Source organism: Vibrio sp. VGrn 2, from assembly GCF_009361695.1.
GTDB lineage: Bacteria > Pseudomonadota > Gammaproteobacteria > Enterobacterales > Vibrionaceae > Vibrio > Vibrio diabolicus.
Window position 1 is genome coordinate 516275 of record NZ_RBWD01000001.1, and the last position, 15474, is coordinate 531748.

At 43.9% G+C, this 15474-nt stretch carries 17 protein-coding genes; 4 read left to right on the forward strand and 13 right to left on the reverse strand.

Annotated features, from left to right (window positions below; genetic code table 11):
• Positions 1-7: 7 nt before the first annotated feature.
• Positions 8-256 carry a YkgJ family cysteine cluster protein gene (locus D8S93_RS02500; RefSeq protein WP_025574470.1) on the reverse strand — a complete coding sequence of 83 codons (249 nt, stop codon included), beginning with the start codon at positions 254-256 and terminating at the stop codon, positions 8-10.
• Between the two features lie 127 nt (positions 257-383).
• Positions 384-632 carry a GlsB/YeaQ/YmgE family stress response membrane protein gene (locus D8S93_RS02505; protein ID WP_005397239.1) on the reverse strand — a complete coding sequence of 83 codons (249 nt, stop codon included), beginning with the start codon at positions 630-632 and terminating at the stop codon, positions 384-386.
• A 188-nt stretch (positions 633-820) separates the two neighbouring features.
• On the opposite strand from D8S93_RS02505, the gene D8S93_RS02510 reads away from it, so the two are divergent.
• Together D8S93_RS02510 and D8S93_RS02515 are read left to right on the forward strand one after the other, a co-directional pair.
• Complete coding sequence (locus tag D8S93_RS02510; RefSeq protein ID WP_005384948.1) at positions 821-1261, forward strand: YcgN family cysteine cluster protein; 441 nt, start codon at positions 821-823, stop codon at positions 1259-1261.
• Positions 1262-1532: 271 nt separating this feature from the next.
• The gene (locus D8S93_RS02515; RefSeq protein ID WP_005397241.1) at positions 1533-3131 is read left to right on the forward strand and encodes a mechanosensitive ion channel family protein; all 1599 of its coding nucleotides are present in this window, start codon (positions 1533-1535) and stop codon (positions 3129-3131) included.
• A 69-nt stretch (positions 3132-3200) separates the two neighbouring features.
• Here the strand turns inward: D8S93_RS02515 and D8S93_RS02520 are convergent, their stop codons facing one another.
• The 10 genes from D8S93_RS02520 to gap form a co-directional block, all read right to left on the reverse strand.
• Positions 3201-3485: a putative quinol monooxygenase gene (locus D8S93_RS02520; protein ID WP_053808794.1), complete on the reverse strand. Its 285-nt coding sequence runs from the start codon at positions 3483-3485 to the stop codon at positions 3201-3203.
• A gap of 17 nt (positions 3486-3502) precedes the next feature.
• Positions 3503-3898: a VOC family protein gene (locus D8S93_RS02525; protein ID WP_005397245.1), complete on the reverse strand. Its 396-nt coding sequence runs from the start codon at positions 3896-3898 to the stop codon at positions 3503-3505.
• A 151-nt stretch (positions 3899-4049) separates the two neighbouring features.
• Entirely contained in the window at positions 4050-4349 is a 300-nt protein-coding gene (locus tag D8S93_RS02530) for a ribbon-helix-helix domain-containing protein (RefSeq protein ID WP_152812084.1), read from the reverse strand.
• A gap of 136 nt (positions 4350-4485) precedes the next feature.
• On the reverse strand, positions 4486-6063 hold the full coding sequence (locus D8S93_RS02535) for an alkaline phosphatase (RefSeq protein WP_152811825.1): 1578 nt from the start codon (positions 6061-6063) through the stop codon (positions 4486-4488).
• A 397-nt stretch (positions 6064-6460) separates the two neighbouring features.
• The gene (locus D8S93_RS02545) at positions 6461-6820 is read right to left on the reverse strand and encodes a hypothetical protein (RefSeq protein ID WP_152811827.1); all 360 of its coding nucleotides are present in this window, start codon (positions 6818-6820) and stop codon (positions 6461-6463) included.
• A 250-nt stretch (positions 6821-7070) separates the two neighbouring features.
• Positions 7071-8018, reverse strand: a complete 948-nt coding sequence (locus tag D8S93_RS02550; RefSeq protein WP_152811829.1) for a ChaN family lipoprotein — start codon at positions 8016-8018, stop codon at positions 7071-7073.
• 97 nt (positions 8019-8115) lie between these two features.
• Positions 8116-8943, reverse strand: a complete 828-nt coding sequence (gene rlmA, locus D8S93_RS02555) for a 23S rRNA (guanine(745)-N(1))-methyltransferase (protein ID WP_152811831.1) — start codon at positions 8941-8943, stop codon at positions 8116-8118.
• Between the two features lie 96 nt (positions 8944-9039).
• A complete protein-coding gene (locus tag D8S93_RS02560; RefSeq protein WP_152811833.1) occupies positions 9040-11076 on the reverse strand; it encodes a methyl-accepting chemotaxis protein in 2037 nt (678 codons plus the stop codon).
• A gap of 199 nt (positions 11077-11275) precedes the next feature.
• Positions 11276-12160: a D-hexose-6-phosphate mutarotase gene (locus D8S93_RS02565; protein WP_152811835.1), complete on the reverse strand. Its 885-nt coding sequence runs from the start codon at positions 12158-12160 to the stop codon at positions 11276-11278.
• A gap of 158 nt (positions 12161-12318) precedes the next feature.
• Positions 12319-13314 (reverse strand): type I glyceraldehyde-3-phosphate dehydrogenase, encoded by a 996-nt coding sequence (gene gap, locus D8S93_RS02570; protein ID WP_012841556.1) that lies wholly within the window; start codon positions 13312-13314, stop codon positions 12319-12321.
• Positions 13315-13651: 337 nt separating this feature from the next.
• Between gap and msrB the strand changes: the two genes are divergently transcribed.
• On the forward strand, positions 13652-14062 hold the full coding sequence (gene msrB / locus D8S93_RS02575) for a peptide-methionine (R)-S-oxide reductase MsrB (protein WP_047010128.1): 411 nt from the start codon (positions 13652-13654) through the stop codon (positions 14060-14062).
• A gap of 115 nt (positions 14063-14177) precedes the next feature.
• On the opposite strand, the gene D8S93_RS02580 is transcribed toward msrB, so the two are convergent.
• A complete protein-coding gene (locus tag D8S93_RS02580) occupies positions 14178-14999 on the reverse strand; it encodes a DUF2989 domain-containing protein (protein WP_152811839.1) in 822 nt (273 codons plus the stop codon).
• A 101-nt stretch (positions 15000-15100) separates the two neighbouring features.
• Here D8S93_RS02580 and D8S93_RS02585 point away from each other — a divergent pair, with 101 nt between their 5' ends.
• Positions 15101-15385, forward strand: a complete 285-nt coding sequence (locus D8S93_RS02585; protein WP_005380700.1) for a YeaC family protein — start codon at positions 15101-15103, stop codon at positions 15383-15385.
• The last annotated feature ends 89 nt before the right edge of the window (positions 15386-15474 follow it).

A 15474-nucleotide genomic window follows, 5' to 3' on the forward strand; every position in this document is an offset into this window, starting at 1 on the left:
GAATAGATTAAGTAAGTTGCTCTAGCTCAGTGATGTTGTCGAGCGCTTCTTGGTTGGTTTTGCCACACACAACCGGACACGGTTTAAAATCGTGACAAACGTTAGGGCGCTCAGGCTTACCAAACAGCTTACACAAATTATCATCGTTGAGTTGTACGCAACGAACACCTGCTGGTTTGCCCTTGGGCATTCCAGGTATCGGTGAAGAGATACTTGGCGCAATACAGCAAGCTCCGCATCCTAGTCGACAATCCATAATGTAAACCTCTTAAAAATTGAGGGGCAATTATGGTCATTTTGACGTGGATTGGAAGAGTCGCCTAAGAAAAAAATAAAAAGGAGCACTCAATAGAGTGCTCCTTTTGGCTTCTAAACCGTTGTGATCATCTCAAGAAGCGGTTGTAAACAAACAGCAGAATAAATGCGCCCAGCGTTGCGGTAATGATGCTGCCGATGTTTACGCCAGTTGCCCCGCCGAAACCCAGAATACCGCCAAGAAAGCCGCCGACAAAGGCACCGGCAATACCGAGTAGCATTGTTGCAATCCAGCCACCCCCATCTTTTCCTGGCATGAGCCATTTTGCGAGTGCACCGGCGATTAAGCCCAAAATAATCCAAGAAATAATACCCATGAAAACTCCTTAATGCCTTCTTGATCAATTGAGTAATGGAAACTCGTTTAAGGATAGAACAGTAAAGCGAAAGTAGTTGAATATCTCTACTGTTATGTGTGAATGATTCGAGATCTTCTCAAAACTTGAACTTTTGCGTCGAGAGGGGTATAAATCGCCCCCTAAATTCCCTTGGTGAGACCTGAAGTATGAGCACTCCATTTTGGCAAAGTAAATCGTTAGAGCAGATGACAGAAGAGGAATGGGAATCTCTCTGTGATGGTTGTGGTAAATGTTGCCTGCATAAGCTAATGGACGAAGATACCGATGAAATCTATTACACCAATGTGGCCTGTAGCTGGCTAAATAGCAAAACGTGTTCTTGTAAGGATTACCCAAATCGTTTTACTTCGGGTGAAGAGTGCACCAAGCTGACGCGCGAAGACATCGACGATTTTACTTGGCTGCCGCATACGTGCGCTTACCGCCTGTTGGCTGAAAAGCAGCCTTTACCAGAATGGCATCCGTTGATTACGGGCTCGAAATCTGCGATGCACGCGGCGGGCGAAAGTGTCCGCAATAAAGTGGTATACGAGATTGATGTGGTGGATTGGGAAGACCACATTCTGAATCACCCCAATCGCCCGTAGTTAAATTTACACAAGCCTTTCATCTAATAATGAAAGGCTTGTTTGTTATTGGGTTTCTCAACTTTGACGCCCAACTAACGAAATGCTGCTCAGTTTATTATTTAGTGTTGTAAACTTAGGTATATAATTTCAAGGTTTTACACTTCTATTCTTGGTCGTTTTGATCAGAACTGTTCCCTAAGAGGTAAACATGACGTTTCATTTCCCCCAGAAAATACGCCTGACATCTTGGGTGGCATTATTCTCGCTCATCCTCGGTATGATGGCCCCGATGGTCATCAATGCGAAAGATATTCAGGATACGCCAGAGCCCTCTGCTGCCGAAACTTCTATTGATAACTTGAATCGAGAAATTGTGGATTTATCCCAAGGTCTCTCGCAAGCGAGTGGTGATGAGCGCGACGCGCTTCAACTGCAGCTGTTCCAAAAAAATGAAGAGTTAAGAAGTCAGTTAGCATCAGCGATTGAACGTGAAACTATCCCTCGTGACAAATTGATCTCCTTGGTTAAAAAGCAGGAAAAATACTCTGAGGACGCCACAAACTATCTGTCGGAAAAAATAAAGAAAGTCGTTGAAGATTTAAATAAAGCCAAGGATGAAGAGAAACTTGCTCTTGTTAATGATTACCGAGAGTTACAGCATTACCTCGATGTCAGCTTCGATTCAAGTTGGCAAAACCTTGCTTGGCTGAAAGAGTTAGGGGCTCAAAATGAGCGCGCAGAAGCGGAACTAAAGGATAAAGTTGATAAACGTATGCGTTTGCTGTCTGCCTCAATTGAGTACTTGAGCCAGCAAAGTGAAATCATCGGCTCTCAACTTTCGTCAAGCCCTGAATCGGAAAAAGCGTCACTGCAGCTAAGTCAGCTTATTACTAAGCAAAGACTTAATATTGCGACGGAAAGCCTACGCAATTTAATTTCGATTGGCGATAAAGTCGGTTTAGAAACGTCCGAATACAAACGCCAAATTTTCGAAGTGACAGGGAATATCACCCACGATTTACTGAATACCAAAGTAGTGTGGTCAATACTGAGCCATTGGTCCAACTCGGCACTAGACTGGTTTGCCGAAAATGCACCACAGCACATTTTCCAGTTGTTTGTATTTGCGCTGATTTTATTGATCGCTCGTGGGCTCGCGAAGTTAACGCGCAAAGTGGTCAGCAAGGCGGTTTCATCGAAAAACTTAAAGCTCTCACACTTGATGCAGGATTTCTTTATATCAATGTCCGGCAAATTCGTGTGGGTGATTGGTATCATGGTGGGCCTATCTCAGCTTGGATTGAACCTAGCACCGATCCTAACTGGTTTTGGTATTGCTGGTGTGATTATCGGCTTCGCTTTGCAAGACACCTTGTCCAACTTCGCGGCGGGTATGATGTTGCTTATTTACCGCCCATTTGATGTTGGTGACTTTGTGTATGCTGGTGGCGTGGATGGTAAGGTAAGCCATATGAGTTTGGTGAACACCACAATCCGTACGTTTGATAACCAAATTATTATTGTACCTAACAGTAAAATTTGGGGAGATGTCATTAAGAACGTCACACACGAGCGCATTCGCCGTGTGGATATGGTGTTTGGCATTGGCTATGCGGATGACTTGCTGAAAGCCGAGTCAGTGCTGTCTGATATCATTACTTCTCACCCTGCAGTACTTCGTACACCAGAGCCGATGATCAAAGTGCATACGTTAAACACATCATCTGTAGACTTTATTGTTCGTCCTTGGGTAAAAACTGATGATTATTGGGACGTGTATTGGGATGTGACAAAAGAAGTGAAACTGCGCTTTGACCGAGAAGGCATTTCGATTCCTTTCCCACAACAAGATGTGCATTTGCACATGGTAGAGAAGCAAGACGCGTAATCACAGCCACAACAGTACGAAAAGGCACTCTAGTAAAGAGTGCCTTTTTATTTGCATTAAGCGGTGTTTTTACAGTTCGTTAAAGAACGCCAGTTTCGGTTCGCATTCTAACAAGTTGTCGATTTGGCTAATCAAAAGAGAAAAGTGTTCTGTTTTACCATGAAGATCGAACGCTTGTTGGTCTTTAAATTGCTCTTGAAAAACGAAGTGGCACGCATTGTCTTTATCTTGGAATAACTGATAACGAACACAACCTTCCTCATTGCGAGTGGGTTCAAGTACTCGGGTGAGCACTGCTTTCAGTTCTTGTTCTTTTCCCGGTTGTGCGTGAAAGGTAGCAGTCAAGTGAATCATGATGTTTACTCTTTTTGTTATAGGTAACGCCCTTGGCGTTGTAAGAACTCAATTTTGTAACCATCAGGATCAGTCACAAAAAAGAACGTTGCCAAATGCTTTTGTTGGTGATCAAAAGCTTTGATGTCACCCGCTTCAATACCGAGAGATTTAATGCGTTTGTGAGTTTGTTCGATGTCCTCTACGCTGACAGCAAGGTGACCGTAGCCTGAGCCGTGAGTGTAAGGCTCAGTTTGATCGTGATTGTGTGTTAGCTCTAATTCAAAGCCAGTTTCTTCGTTGGCTAGATAGGTCAGAGAAAAACCATCAAAGATGTATTGGTCTTTGATTTCTAGCTCAAGTACGTCGCGGTAAAATTGTAGAGAACGGTCCAGATCGCTGACTCGGATCATGGTGTGAATCATTTTTGTCATGGGTACTCCTTGATAGTCCGCATAGGTTAGCGAGTTCAAAAGGAGTCTGGGTAGTACTCTAGTACGACAAATTAGAACATGCTCAATGGCTTACAACTCTGTTGCATAGCCTATGAGGGTTATTGGTAGGTTGGTCAGCGGTTGGTTGTTATTAAGTGTTTAGTTGTGTCAGTGCTTGACGAATCGTCTCTTTAGGCTGGAGAGCGTAAGTGAGACAGGCGCAGCGGAGTAGGGAGGCAAAGTTGTTTACTTCACCATTGTATTCGAGCGCTTCTTGATAGACCGTACTAATAAACTTAGGAACAGTCATGTTTTGAGCGTTAGCAATTTCCTCAAGAATCGTCCAAAAGCTCGCTTCAAGTTTTACACTTGTGGCGTGACCATCAATACGGATAGAGCGGGTGATGAACTGATAGTTGTCTTGGGGCTGCTTAGCAAATATTTCGCACATTTTCTTCATTCATATAATCAAAGACCTATAATTATTGAGGTTTGTTGTTTAAAACGTCAACTATTTTCATGTATAAAAAAACGCTCCCTTACGAGAGCGTTTGAACATCACGAGTCGTGAAGTAAGTGCAAGCCGATTATTTGATTTGTTGTTTTAAGTACTCGCCTAACTGAGAGTGGTGCATGATTTTTGATACTGGAAGGATAGTTTCTGCCGGTCCCCAAGCAAATACGTTGACTGGGGTATGCGTATGAGTACCCGTTCCCCATACTGTGTTTTGCTTTGTTGCATGTTCACGCGCTAGCAAGTTGCCACGGTCGTTGTAAGGAAAGAACGCATCAAAGTCATTGATTGTAGGAACGCTCTCTTCGCTTAAGTATTTGTGTCCTGCGAGTCGGTATGGATTTGGTTTACTTGCTAATACGCGTTCTGCTTGCTCTGGTGTAATCGAAAAATGACTATTTGCATTCACAATTTCTGCAAACTTCTCTGGAGTTTGATCTTTCTTATCAAGCGCTTGGAATTCGCTGATCATACCGTAGTAGCTTTTCTTCTGGTTGTATAAACCATCGAGGATTTCGAACTGACCAAAGTTGAAGTTTGGCGCGTAATCTTGATTTTTGAATGCTTCGCCATCGCGTTTTTGCGGTTTAGGCAAGTTTGCTGATGAGTAACTAAAGCCGAAAGAACCGGTCTCGTGGTCAGCGGTAACAATGATCAGTGTGTCATCACGGCCTTTTGCCCACTCATAAACCGAGTCTACCGCTTCGTCGAACTTGATCATTTCATGCAGCATCGTACCCGCATCGTTACTGTGGCCAGCCCAGTCAATTTGACCGCCTTCAACCATTAAGAAAAAGCCGTCTTTGTCTTTTGAAAGGATGTCGATTGCTTTGGTGGTCATTTCTTCCAGCGATGGCTGCGTACGTTTTGGATCGTTTTTGCTTTGACTGTAGGCAATACCATCGTTCATGCCCGAGTAAGCAAAAAGTCCAAGTAATTTGTCACCTTTAGCTTGTGTGAGCATATCGCGGCTGAAAGCCAGGTTGTAACCTTGGTCTTGCGCCTCAGTAAGTAAGTTGCGCTCATCTTTACGTTTCGACTTTAGGTAGACATTACCTTCAGTGAGCTTTTCAAGTTGCTCGTATGTCTCTCCCTTGTCGTTTGTCGACTTTGGAATCCAATGACGAAGTCCGCCAGACATCATCACGTCAACGCCAGTTTCTAGCATGTCCGCCGCAATACTGTTTTCTAGAGAACGGTGTGGTTGATGAGCGGCAAATGCGGCTGGCGTTGCATGAGTCATACGTGTATCAGAGACGAGACCCGTAGCCTTACCTTTGCTTTTGGCTTTTTCCAAAATGGTTTCAACGTGGTTGCCTTGGCTATCAATGCCAATGACTTCAGAAGCGGTAGGTATTCCTGTTGCTAGCATCGTTGCGGAGCACGCAGAGTCGACGACAATCGCGTCTTCTGGATTGGTCAGTGATGATCCAATCACACCTTCTTGAGCGAGTTTATACAAAGCGGTAGTTTCGCCTTTGTAAATCGAGTTAGGTGCGTGTTTGGCGTAAGTCTCTAGTAGACCAACTTGTTGAGGCCCCATGCCATCGCCGATCATCAAAATAACGTTTTTGATTTCGGCCGAGAGTGCATTAAAAGAGAGGGTTGATGCTGCCACTGCGGTAACGATTGGAGATACTAAGCGCTTCATTATATTTTCCTTGTTCATTGAAAGCGCTGGCATTAAAACAATGATTTATGACGATTTTGTGTCGGTAATAAAAGTTTAACTAAATTGTCGTCTTTGCTTGGGTTTGTAGAAAAAGTGAATCAACCTCTAACGTTTGTGAATTTAGAAAGAAGAAAGCCCACAAACGTGGGCTTGGATTACGCTTAGGAGTTGAAAGCATGGACTAAAGTTATCCATTCAGTGCCTTCACAAGAAACCTAGTTTAGGGAGCAATAAACGAGTATGCGTTCTAAGGTCATAAGAGCGGTCGAATTGAGGAGTATATAACCTACGTTTACGACATATCGTTCTTTGACGTATCAAATTATGGGCTGCAGTTAGTGATTTATTCAAATAGGATTTATTGTCGTAACGATTATTAGACCAACGCTAATATGATGCCACCGACAGTGAGGGCTGCAGAAAGGTATTGACCCGCAGAGTATGAGCCGTCTTCTTCTTCCTCGATTTTGTCAGGGTGATCCATGCCAAGTGCGCCATGTGTGAAGGACTCCACTTTTTCACCAACAGATTTATCTTCTGCTTCTACTTTCTTACTGTCGTGTTCGATTTGCTGCAGAGCGGCGAGGAGCGCTTTGCCTTCCGTAGACAGTGTCACCTTATTGTGTTCGACTTTTAGCGGCGAAGCGTTGCCTTCCTCTTGTGCAATACTTGTTTGCTTAGAGGCGACAGATTGTTTGGCATAGTTATTAACAGAAGTGCTTCCTACTGGATTCATCGAATACTCCTTGGAACATCGACACTCGGTCACTGAGTGCGGTAAAAAGCAGTTATATTACTATCGGCGGCAAAGTCTATTTCTGAAGCTATTTGGATAAAAACAGGTCTGCTTTTGCCGCTTCTGGTTTCTATTCGTGATCATTAGCAAAAAATAGACCAGCAGGAAGCAGACCGTTGTCACTCTATGAACTCGGAGCAGTGTGATGCTACAGCGCAACTAAAAGGCAGTAACTTAAATTGAAGACCAGCTACTTACATTGAAGGTCGCTATTGCGCTTAGTGAGGTGTTGATATGCCGCCATGCGGTGAGCATCTTGTACATACCGTACTGGTGGTGCAAGAACCTCTAACTGATAATCAGTATTATCAGCAAGCACATTATCTGTTGGGCTAATTACAACCACTTTTAAGCTCGGATTGCGGCTTAAGATGGATGTAGCCGTACCTAACCCTTGCTCGGTATGAAACTTACCCGCGACATGAACAACCTGAGCACCTGGTTTGGCGTTTAGGTAGTTAACAATAGACTCTGCCATGGTTTCATCCCAACTTACTTGAGCTGCAAACTGTTTCTCGGTTTGTTCTGGCTTCCCATGATGCATGGATGCCATAAACTTCTCTTTGTATGGACTACTGGCCGTGTTGATGGATTCTGCAATAAACGTTCGCTGCTCATCATCGAGCTTGTTAACGTAGTCTATCCCCTGACGACCAATACATCGGACAATGCCCTTTGGTGCATTCGCTGCAATCACCGGGAGATTTTTCTGCTTAGCAAACTCAACGAGAGGGCGATAGTCGCTCTCATAATTGGGCCAAGCATTGGCTTGTTTCATCAAGTACTGTTCACCGATTTCCCCACGCAGGTAAGCGTCAACAACAGGTTGTTTGTCGCGGGTAAATTGTTCCATTGATAACGCGAGTGGGCGGTCATAGGATGAAAGTTGTTTGAGCATATCGGTTTGAAAGCGATGAACGCCGGCATGTGTGTGCCATTCACCAATAAGAATGACATCTGCTTGTTGCAGCTCTTTTGGTAGTTCGCTTAGAGCGATGTGCTCGCCAGAAGGGGTGTAAAGTTGGTAGTCGTAAAAAGTAGTGACTTCCGCAGAGGTAGGGTGAGAGTTGGTTGATGGAACAGAAGAACAACCAGTAAGTAAGCCAGCAAAGAGCAAGCTTAAAATAGAAAAGCGCATTGAAAAGCCTCCAAAAATGTCCGGATGATATTAATGGAGGCTGAACAATGAATCAATATAAATGATAACTATTTGCGTTTGTTGTCTGCCACTATTATTACTGAGTGGACTTTTTGCGATATACGCGCAGCATAAAATCAGCCTCACACTGATAGAGTGTAGCGGACTTCAACTCTTCACGAAGTGCATCGGTTGCTTTCCATGCGAATGGCGTCATTTGCAATAAATCGAATGCGGCCCCGTCCTTCAAATTCATAACATAGTTAAGATGTTGTTGATGCTCTAATTCATATCCTTCAATATGTTCTGGCTCTTCACTGTGAAGACGAACATCTTGATAAATGCGTTCACGTAGTTGGTATAAGTGACGGCTTGCAGGTGTCACCGTGATGACCACACCGTTCTCTTTTACAACGCGCTGAAGCTCTTCTGCCTTGCAAGGGGCATAAATGCGCAAAATAGCATCTAAGGATTCATTCGCGAAAGGAAGCCGATGGCTAGAAGCGACGCTAAAGTGACTCTGTGTGTAGCGCTTCGCCGCATAACGAATCGCAACTTTTGAAATGTCCAATCCATATATCGTCGCATCGTCCGTTTGCGTTTGTATCGTCTTCTGCACTTGATCCGTGTAGTAACCCTCGCCGCAACCAATATCTAATAATTGATGATCGGTTCCCTCTGTGTATTTCGCACACAGCTGCGCAACCTCTTGGCGCATTGGGTTGTAGTAATTCCCCTCAAGGAATCGACGACGAGCTTGCATCATCTCTTTATTGTCACCAGGATCTTTAGAACGTTTGTGGTGCGCTGGCATCAAGTTAACGTAGCCTTCTTTTGCTAAGTCAAACTGATGATTGTTTTCGCACTTAAACGTTTTTTCGTTTAACGCTAGAGCTTGGTGGCATAAAGGGCATTGATAGTTCATGACGATCTCGAACAGAAAGTAGGGCGGCAAATTCTATCAAAAAGCGTGGTCTCAAGTGAAACAAAAAGAGCCGATGGAATCGGCTCTTATTCAGTATTAGTGGAAGAAGTCGACTTGCTCTTTCAAGTTCCGAGCTTGTTGTTGCAGTTCAATGGCACTTTGCGAGGTTTTCGCGCTGGTGTCGCGGCTTTCTCGGTTTAGCTCACTGATAGAATGGGCATTTGCAGCAATTTCTTGGGATACTTGCGCTTGCTCTTCTGAGGTCGCAGCAATGGCGTCGGCTTGAGACGCTATCGACTGGACTTGTACTGCGATAGCTTCTAATGCTGTACCCGCGTCTTGTGCTTTGTCTAAGACCTGATTGGCACTGCGTTGGCTGTCAGTCATCATATTAACTGCATTATGAGTAGAGCCTTTTAGCTTCTCAATAATTTCAACAACATCCTGAACTGAGCTTTGTGTACGGTGCGCAAGTGTACGCACTTCATCTGCTACAACTGCGAAGCCACGACCTTGCTCACCTGCTCGTGCGGCTTCAATGGCTGCATTCAACGCAAGTAGGTTGGTTTGCTCTGCAATCTCATCAATCATCTTCGTGACGGTTTGAATACTCTCACTATCGCGATTGACTTGCTCGATAGCCGCTGCTGATTGATCCAATTGATCGTTAAGTTGAGCAACGTCGATACATACGCCTTCAACAATCGCGAGACCAGACTGGCTATCGGTATTTGCTGAGCGTACGTTTTCCGCAATGCTTTCGACTTGTTGGGCAACCGATTGAGCAGAAGAGGCCATCTCTTCGATTGCTGTTACCACTTGTTCTACTTCTTCTTGTTGGCGGTCAGCTTGCGTTAAATTGCTATGGGCATCATTGGCAACGCTGGTGGAGTTGCTCTCTACTAAGTCGCTTGTGGAACGGATCTTACCAACAAGTTCATTGAGTTGACTTGCCATGCTGGCGACACCCGTATTCAGGTTCGTAATTTCATTTTTTGATGCCTTACGAGACGATGGGACGTTCAAGCTGACCTCGCCGCCCGCCAAGCGAGTCATATAGGAGTTTAGAACGGTCAGAGGTTGTAAGCTGCGATTCAAGAAAAGTGTCAGTGCAACAAAAGTAATGATTGCCGCTACCGAAGAAATGATGGCGATAAGTTTGAGTAGTGTATCACTGCCTTTGGTCACTTCTTTGATGAACGTACCACCCAGTAGTTTCCAGTTCCAGCCTGGTACTTCGGTAAACACTAAGTACTTTTCGCCGACTGTTGAGCCGAATTGGTAAGGGTAGAGAATTAATCCGCTCTTTTGTTCAAAAATTTTATGGAAAGGCTTATTACCCTCGTAGTCACGAACTTCTGTGATTGAAGGGTCGGTTGCACTTTTAGTCGGATGGAGTAGGTACTTACCAAGATTGTTGTCGTCGTTGTCGACAATGATGGTATAGCCAGTATCGCCCCATTTAATCTCCTCTAGCGCATCGAATAGCGTTTGTGTTGCTTGATCTACGGGCAAACCAATAAACGATAACCCTGCAACTTTTCCTGTAGCATCTTTAATTGGAGAGTAATAGGTAATGTAGCGTTCGCCGTACAACTTTATTTGAGCGTAATATGGCTGACCAGCTTTTAGTTGCTGATAACCTGGGTGGTCGAGACCTAGTGTGGTTCCCACTGCTCGTTGACCTTGTGGATCTTTTAGTGAGGTAGATACACGGATAAAGTCATCTCCCAAAGGCGCGAATAAAGTCGCGATAGCACCGGTATCACGTGTGAAGCTATCGACCAGCTTTGTGTCGTTAATTAAGCTTTCACTGTATTGAGTGATGTTTGGTATTTCATGCCCCATGAAATCAACCGTATAGTTTTCGACATAAACACCGGCAAGGTAGCCATTGCGAAAAGTGGACTCGAGCACTTTAGCGGTATGCAGATAAGCATCGAATTGGCCAGCAATGGTTTTAGCCATCGACTCTACTTTAGATTGGTGCTCTTTAAGGGTGCTTTCCAATAGAACATCGGAAGCGTTACGGTAAACAAGCGCAGCAATACTGCTGAAAGCAATGAATAGACACAAAGTGATAACCAGCTTTAACTGGAATCCGACACTTTGATTTCGGTATCTCTCTAACATAGATCAGTTCCTGATATTTTTATTATTTATGAGTTTTGTATCGGCATGCTATCGGTTTATATGATCGAATTTTTTGATATTTATTAATGAAATAGTCAAAAGTGACTGATAACCAATAAGTTAGTTGAGAGAGGACCATCTAGGTGGGGCTTTTATTACAAAAAAGGTCGGGTATTCCCGACCTTTGATCTGGTTATAACTACTGCACTGAAATTACAGTGACAAGTTCATGAGTCTCACCTGGCTGGAGCGTTTTACCTTGCTCGATACTTGGAGCGTGAACAGTAGATTCAACACACAGCATGGTTTGGTAACCATCGTCAGCCATATCAGCCATACCTTGTGCACCTTCTGCCCAAGGGTTCCAAAGTACCGCGGAGTTATGACCATGGTTTTCCACGCTTAATGTACGATTCAGTTCCGGATCTTTTACCAAAATTTTCGCTTCTGGTTGCGTGTAAACGCGATCAATGGTGTCTGTGAGTTGCAGAACATCACCACCTTGGCATACCGAATCAGCTTTCAAGCTATCAATGTACTCGGCACCCATGCCTGTCGTTTGTGTTTGCTTAATGTCTCCAACGTTTAGGTAAGTATGTAACGCGCCAGAGAAGGTCCAAGCTTCGTCATCGATGTTCATGACTTTGAGTGTCACTTTTAGCTCATCGCCAACTTCAACCACCAAACGAACGTCAAACATATGTGGCCAAATATCGTGGATTTCTTCTGTCGGGAACAGAGCAAGTTCAACAATCACGCCGTTATCGTTCTCGCGATGTTCAACCAGCTCCCATTCAGCAGTACGTGCGAAACCATGAGCCGGTGCAGCAATACGGCCAAACCATGGCCAGCAAACGGGAATGCCGCCTCGCAGGGCTTTTTTCCCGTCGAAAATCGCCTTCTCGCTCATCCAAATCAAATCTTCATGACCAGCAGGAGTGAACGAAACAACGTGACCACCATGTAAGGAGATGCCTGCTGTCGCTTTCTCATGAATAACACGTACTACTTTGACCTGATCAATTTCAACGACAGTAACGTTATCAGATAACACGGTTAGAGCTGGGAGAGTTTTTAAATCCATGTGCTGTTTCCTATCATTGGGGAAAGTAGGGTTTCGACATCCGTCGCAAATACAATGCAACAGCGCCGAGGTATTCTCTCAAATTCCAGATACAAAAAAGGCGACTCTAGAGCCGCCTTTTCTTTAACGAAGTTATTCGCTAATTGCTTACTATCTAATTACTTAGAGATGTGAGCGATTAGGTCTAGAACTTTGTTTGAGTAACCGATTTCGTTGTCGTACCAAGATACAACTTTAACGAAGTTATCAGTTAGAGCGATACCAGCTTTAGCATCGAATACAGAAGTTTGAACTTCACCGATGAAGTCTTGAGATACTACTGCATCTTCAGTGTAACCTAGAACACCTTTTAGCTCGCCTTCAGAAGCTTCTTTCATTGCTGCACAGATAGCTTCGTAAGATGCGCCTTCTTTTAGGTTAACTGTTAGGTCAACTACAGAAACGTTAGCTGTTGGTACGCGGAAAGCCATACCAGTTAGTTTGCCGTTTAGTTCTGGAAGAACAACGCCTACAGCTTTAGCAGCACCAGTTGAAGATGGGATGATGTTTTGAGAAGCACCACGACCACCGCGCCAGTCTTTAGCAGAAGGGCCGTCTACAGTTTTTTGAGTTGCTGTAGTAGCGTGAACTGTAGTCATAAGACCAGATTCGATACCGAACTTGTCGTTAAGAACTTTAGCGATAGGCGCTAGACAGTTAGTAGTACAAGAAGCGTTAGAAACGATGTCTTGACCAGCGTAAGTAGCGTGGTTAACGCCCATTACGAACATTGGAGTAGCGTCTTTTGAAGGACCAGTTAGAACAACTTTCTTCGCGCCAGCTTCGATGTGCTTACGTGCAGTCTCGTCAGTTAGGAAAAGACCAGTTGCTTCTGCAACAACGTCAACACCGATTTCGTCCCACTTAAGGTCCGCTGGGTTGCGCTCTGCAGTAACACGTACAGTTTTACCGTTAACGATTAGGTTACCGCCTTCAACTTCAACAGTACCGTTGAAACGGCCGTGAGTTGAGTCGTACTTAAGCATGTATGCCATGTAATCTACGTCGATAAGGTCGTTGATACCTACAACTTCGATGTCAGCACGCTCTTGCGCTGCACGGAATACGAAACGACCGATACGGCCAAAACCGTTAATACCTACTTTGATAGTCATTATAGTTGCTCCACAACTTAATTTCTGATTAAAGATAACTGGTAGTAAAATTACAGAATCCAGTAAACATCTGCAAGTGATAATCGGACTTAACTTGTTTAAAGTCAAAAAAAAGCGACGCTTTTTTTAACAATTCTTCGCAAATGTTCGTTTTTTAAACTTTTAACTAATTCTTCTGTAGTCCAGTTGGCGTAATATAACTGGTGAGATAAGTGCTCTTATCAAATTAATTACGCATGGTGTCCTGGTGAGAAAGTATGTGCTACAACTGTTAAGAGAAGCAAGTTTTTTGCTAAAAAAGTCAATACCAAAAACAGTAGAGAAGGAGCAGAAAGTCGTGGAACAAAACGGGAAAAAAGTGGCGAAGTCAGATGAGCAGTGGCGTGAGCAACTTTCTGAAGAAGAGTTTCGTGTCTGCCGAGAGCAAGGTACAGAACCGCCTTTCAGCGGTAAACTACTGCATAATAAAGAGACGGGTGTTTATGCTTGTACCTGTTGCAATGCCCCTCTCTTTGTCTCTGATAACAAGTATGACTCTGGCTGTGGTTGGCCAAGTTTTGATGCGCCCATCAATGATCAAGCGGTGCGCTATTTAGAAGATCTGAGTCACGGAATGGTACGTACAGAGATTCGTTGTGCCGCATGTGATAGCCATCTAGGGCACGTTTTTGAAGATGGCCCACAGACCACGGGTGAGCGTTTTTGTGTTAATTCAGTGTCGTTAATTTTCAACAAATCAGAACAATAACGACAAAATTGTGCTCGATAGTGTTTTATCCTTTCAATACGATTTGTTGCAAGTAGAAAACAGAGTGTAGTTTCACCCTAAGAAAAACTCCCGCCAATTGCGGGAGTTTTTTCGTTTATATCTCTTTGGGTATCATTGCTGGAGAGTAGTTCCCGCTCTCTATGGCTTTTGCCACCGATTCAGCTAATTCATCTAGCTGCTGATATTGCTCTGCATGACTAAAATTAAACATACGCTTGAGCTGCTTTTCATCAGCAAGCGGGACGTCGAATCTTTTTGCAACCATTGCCCACAGATACGCGCGCTCTTTTTCTCCAAGCCCTTGATGAATGCTTGCCATTGATTTGAGAATGATCGGATTAAGGTTGTCTTCATCCGATAAAGACAACGCTTTATTCAGCAGTATTAACGTTTTCTTGGCATCTCGATTAGTATAGAAAGTAGCTAATGCATATTGCATCTCAGCAGTATTTAACTTGGGTGAGCCTTCCATTTGTAAAAATGCGCGACGAGCTTGGATGTCACCCGTTTGAGACCACAAAAAATACAAAGTAGCGGGGTCTTCTGAGCCTTTTAACTCGTTTACGATGCGTTCTAGCTCATCAATACTGTGTACCAAAGCGTTAAAACGCTGTCTCTTGAGAGCACTTTGATCAATAGGTGTGATCTGAGAGGCGAGTTCTAAGCATTTCCTATATTCAGCGACCAGACCGTATTCGATAATTTGATTGGCTTCTGATGGATATTTCAGTTGCTCAAACCGATGCCATACTAAGTTTGTTCTGGGAACTCGACATTGCCCGTCATCCATATTGAGCTGTTCGCAGCGCAGCTCTGGTGTTTTTTGGCACAACTCTTCGGTTGTCACGTTACCTTCGAAACAGCCCGTTAGTGCGAGACTTGTGAGGCTGAGAAGTAACCAGTGTGTTCTTTTCATGGTTTTGCTTGTGATCCGTTACACCAATTCATTTTCGTATTCTTGACTCAGTTTCTTAACCCGTTATGTTCTGTAAATAGAATGTAATAAGAAGGTACATTATGGACGCAGAACAACTATTACAAGCGATGACTCCAGAAGTTTATGATCGCTTAGTCTATGCAGTAGAAACGGGAAGATGGCCTGAGGGTACAACACTTTCTAAAGAGCAGCGAGATTCGTGTATGCAAGCTGTGATGTTGTATCAATCAAAACATAATACTGATGCGCAGCATATGACGGTTGCAGCCGGCGGTGAAATCAGCTTTAAATCGAAGCAAGAACTTAAAAAACAATTTAGCGGAGAAGAGAGCGACATTGTTCGTGTCAATCCGAACATTGATTAAGTGAACCTTTGATTTTTATAGGGTTCCCTTTACCGCTACTACTTTGACTTTAAAAGAAAAAAGCCCAATCTCTATTGGGCTTTTTAGAT

What these genes read in the sequence shown, in the direction of transcription:
- D8S93_RS02500 (WP_025574470.1), bottom strand. Translation starts at nt 256, where the DNA reads ATGGATTGTCGACTAGGATGCGGAGCTTGCTGTATTGCGCCAAGTATC.
- D8S93_RS02505 (WP_005397239.1), bottom strand. Translation starts at nt 632, where the DNA reads ATGGGTATTATTTCTTGGATTATTTTGGGCTTAATCGCCGGTGCACTC.
- D8S93_RS02510 (WP_005384948.1), top strand. Translation starts at nt 821, where the DNA reads ATGAGCACTCCATTTTGGCAAAGTAAATCGTTAGAGCAGATGACAGAA.
- D8S93_RS02515 (WP_005397241.1), top strand. Translation starts at nt 1,533, where the DNA reads ATGGTCATCAATGCGAAAGATATTCAGGATACGCCAGAGCCCTCTGCT.
- D8S93_RS02520 (WP_053808794.1), bottom strand. Translation starts at nt 3,485, where the DNA reads ATGATTCACTTGACTGCTACCTTTCACGCACAACCGGGAAAAGAACAA.
- D8S93_RS02525 (WP_005397245.1), bottom strand. Translation starts at nt 3,898, where the DNA reads ATGACAAAAATGATTCACACCATGATCCGAGTCAGCGATCTGGACCGT.
- D8S93_RS02530 (WP_152812084.1), bottom strand. Translation starts at nt 4,349, where the DNA reads ATGTGCGAAATATTTGCTAAGCAGCCCCAAGACAACTATCAGTTCATC.
- D8S93_RS02535 (WP_152811825.1), bottom strand. Translation starts at nt 6,063, where the DNA reads ATGAAGCGCTTAGTATCTCCAATCGTTACCGCAGTGGCAGCATCAACC.
- D8S93_RS02545 (WP_152811827.1), bottom strand. Translation starts at nt 6,820, where the DNA reads ATGAATCCAGTAGGAAGCACTTCTGTTAATAACTATGCCAAACAATCT.
- D8S93_RS02550 (WP_152811829.1), bottom strand. Translation starts at nt 8,018, where the DNA reads ATGCGCTTTTCTATTTTAAGCTTGCTCTTTGCTGGCTTACTTACTGGT.
- rlmA (WP_152811831.1), bottom strand. Translation starts at nt 8,943, where the DNA reads ATGAACTATCAATGCCCTTTATGCCACCAAGCTCTAGCGTTAAACGAA.
- D8S93_RS02560 (WP_152811833.1), bottom strand. Translation starts at nt 11,076, where the DNA reads ATGTTAGAGAGATACCGAAATCAAAGTGTCGGATTCCAGTTAAAGCTG.
- D8S93_RS02565 (WP_152811835.1), bottom strand. Translation starts at nt 12,160, where the DNA reads ATGGATTTAAAAACTCTCCCAGCTCTAACCGTGTTATCTGATAACGTT.
- gap (WP_012841556.1), bottom strand. Translation starts at nt 13,314, where the DNA reads ATGACTATCAAAGTAGGTATTAACGGTTTTGGCCGTATCGGTCGTTTC.
- D8S93_RS02580 (WP_152811839.1), bottom strand. Translation starts at nt 14,999, where the DNA reads ATGAAAAGAACACACTGGTTACTTCTCAGCCTCACAAGTCTCGCACTA.
- D8S93_RS02585 (WP_005380700.1), top strand. Translation starts at nt 15,101, where the DNA reads ATGGACGCAGAACAACTATTACAAGCGATGACTCCAGAAGTTTATGAT.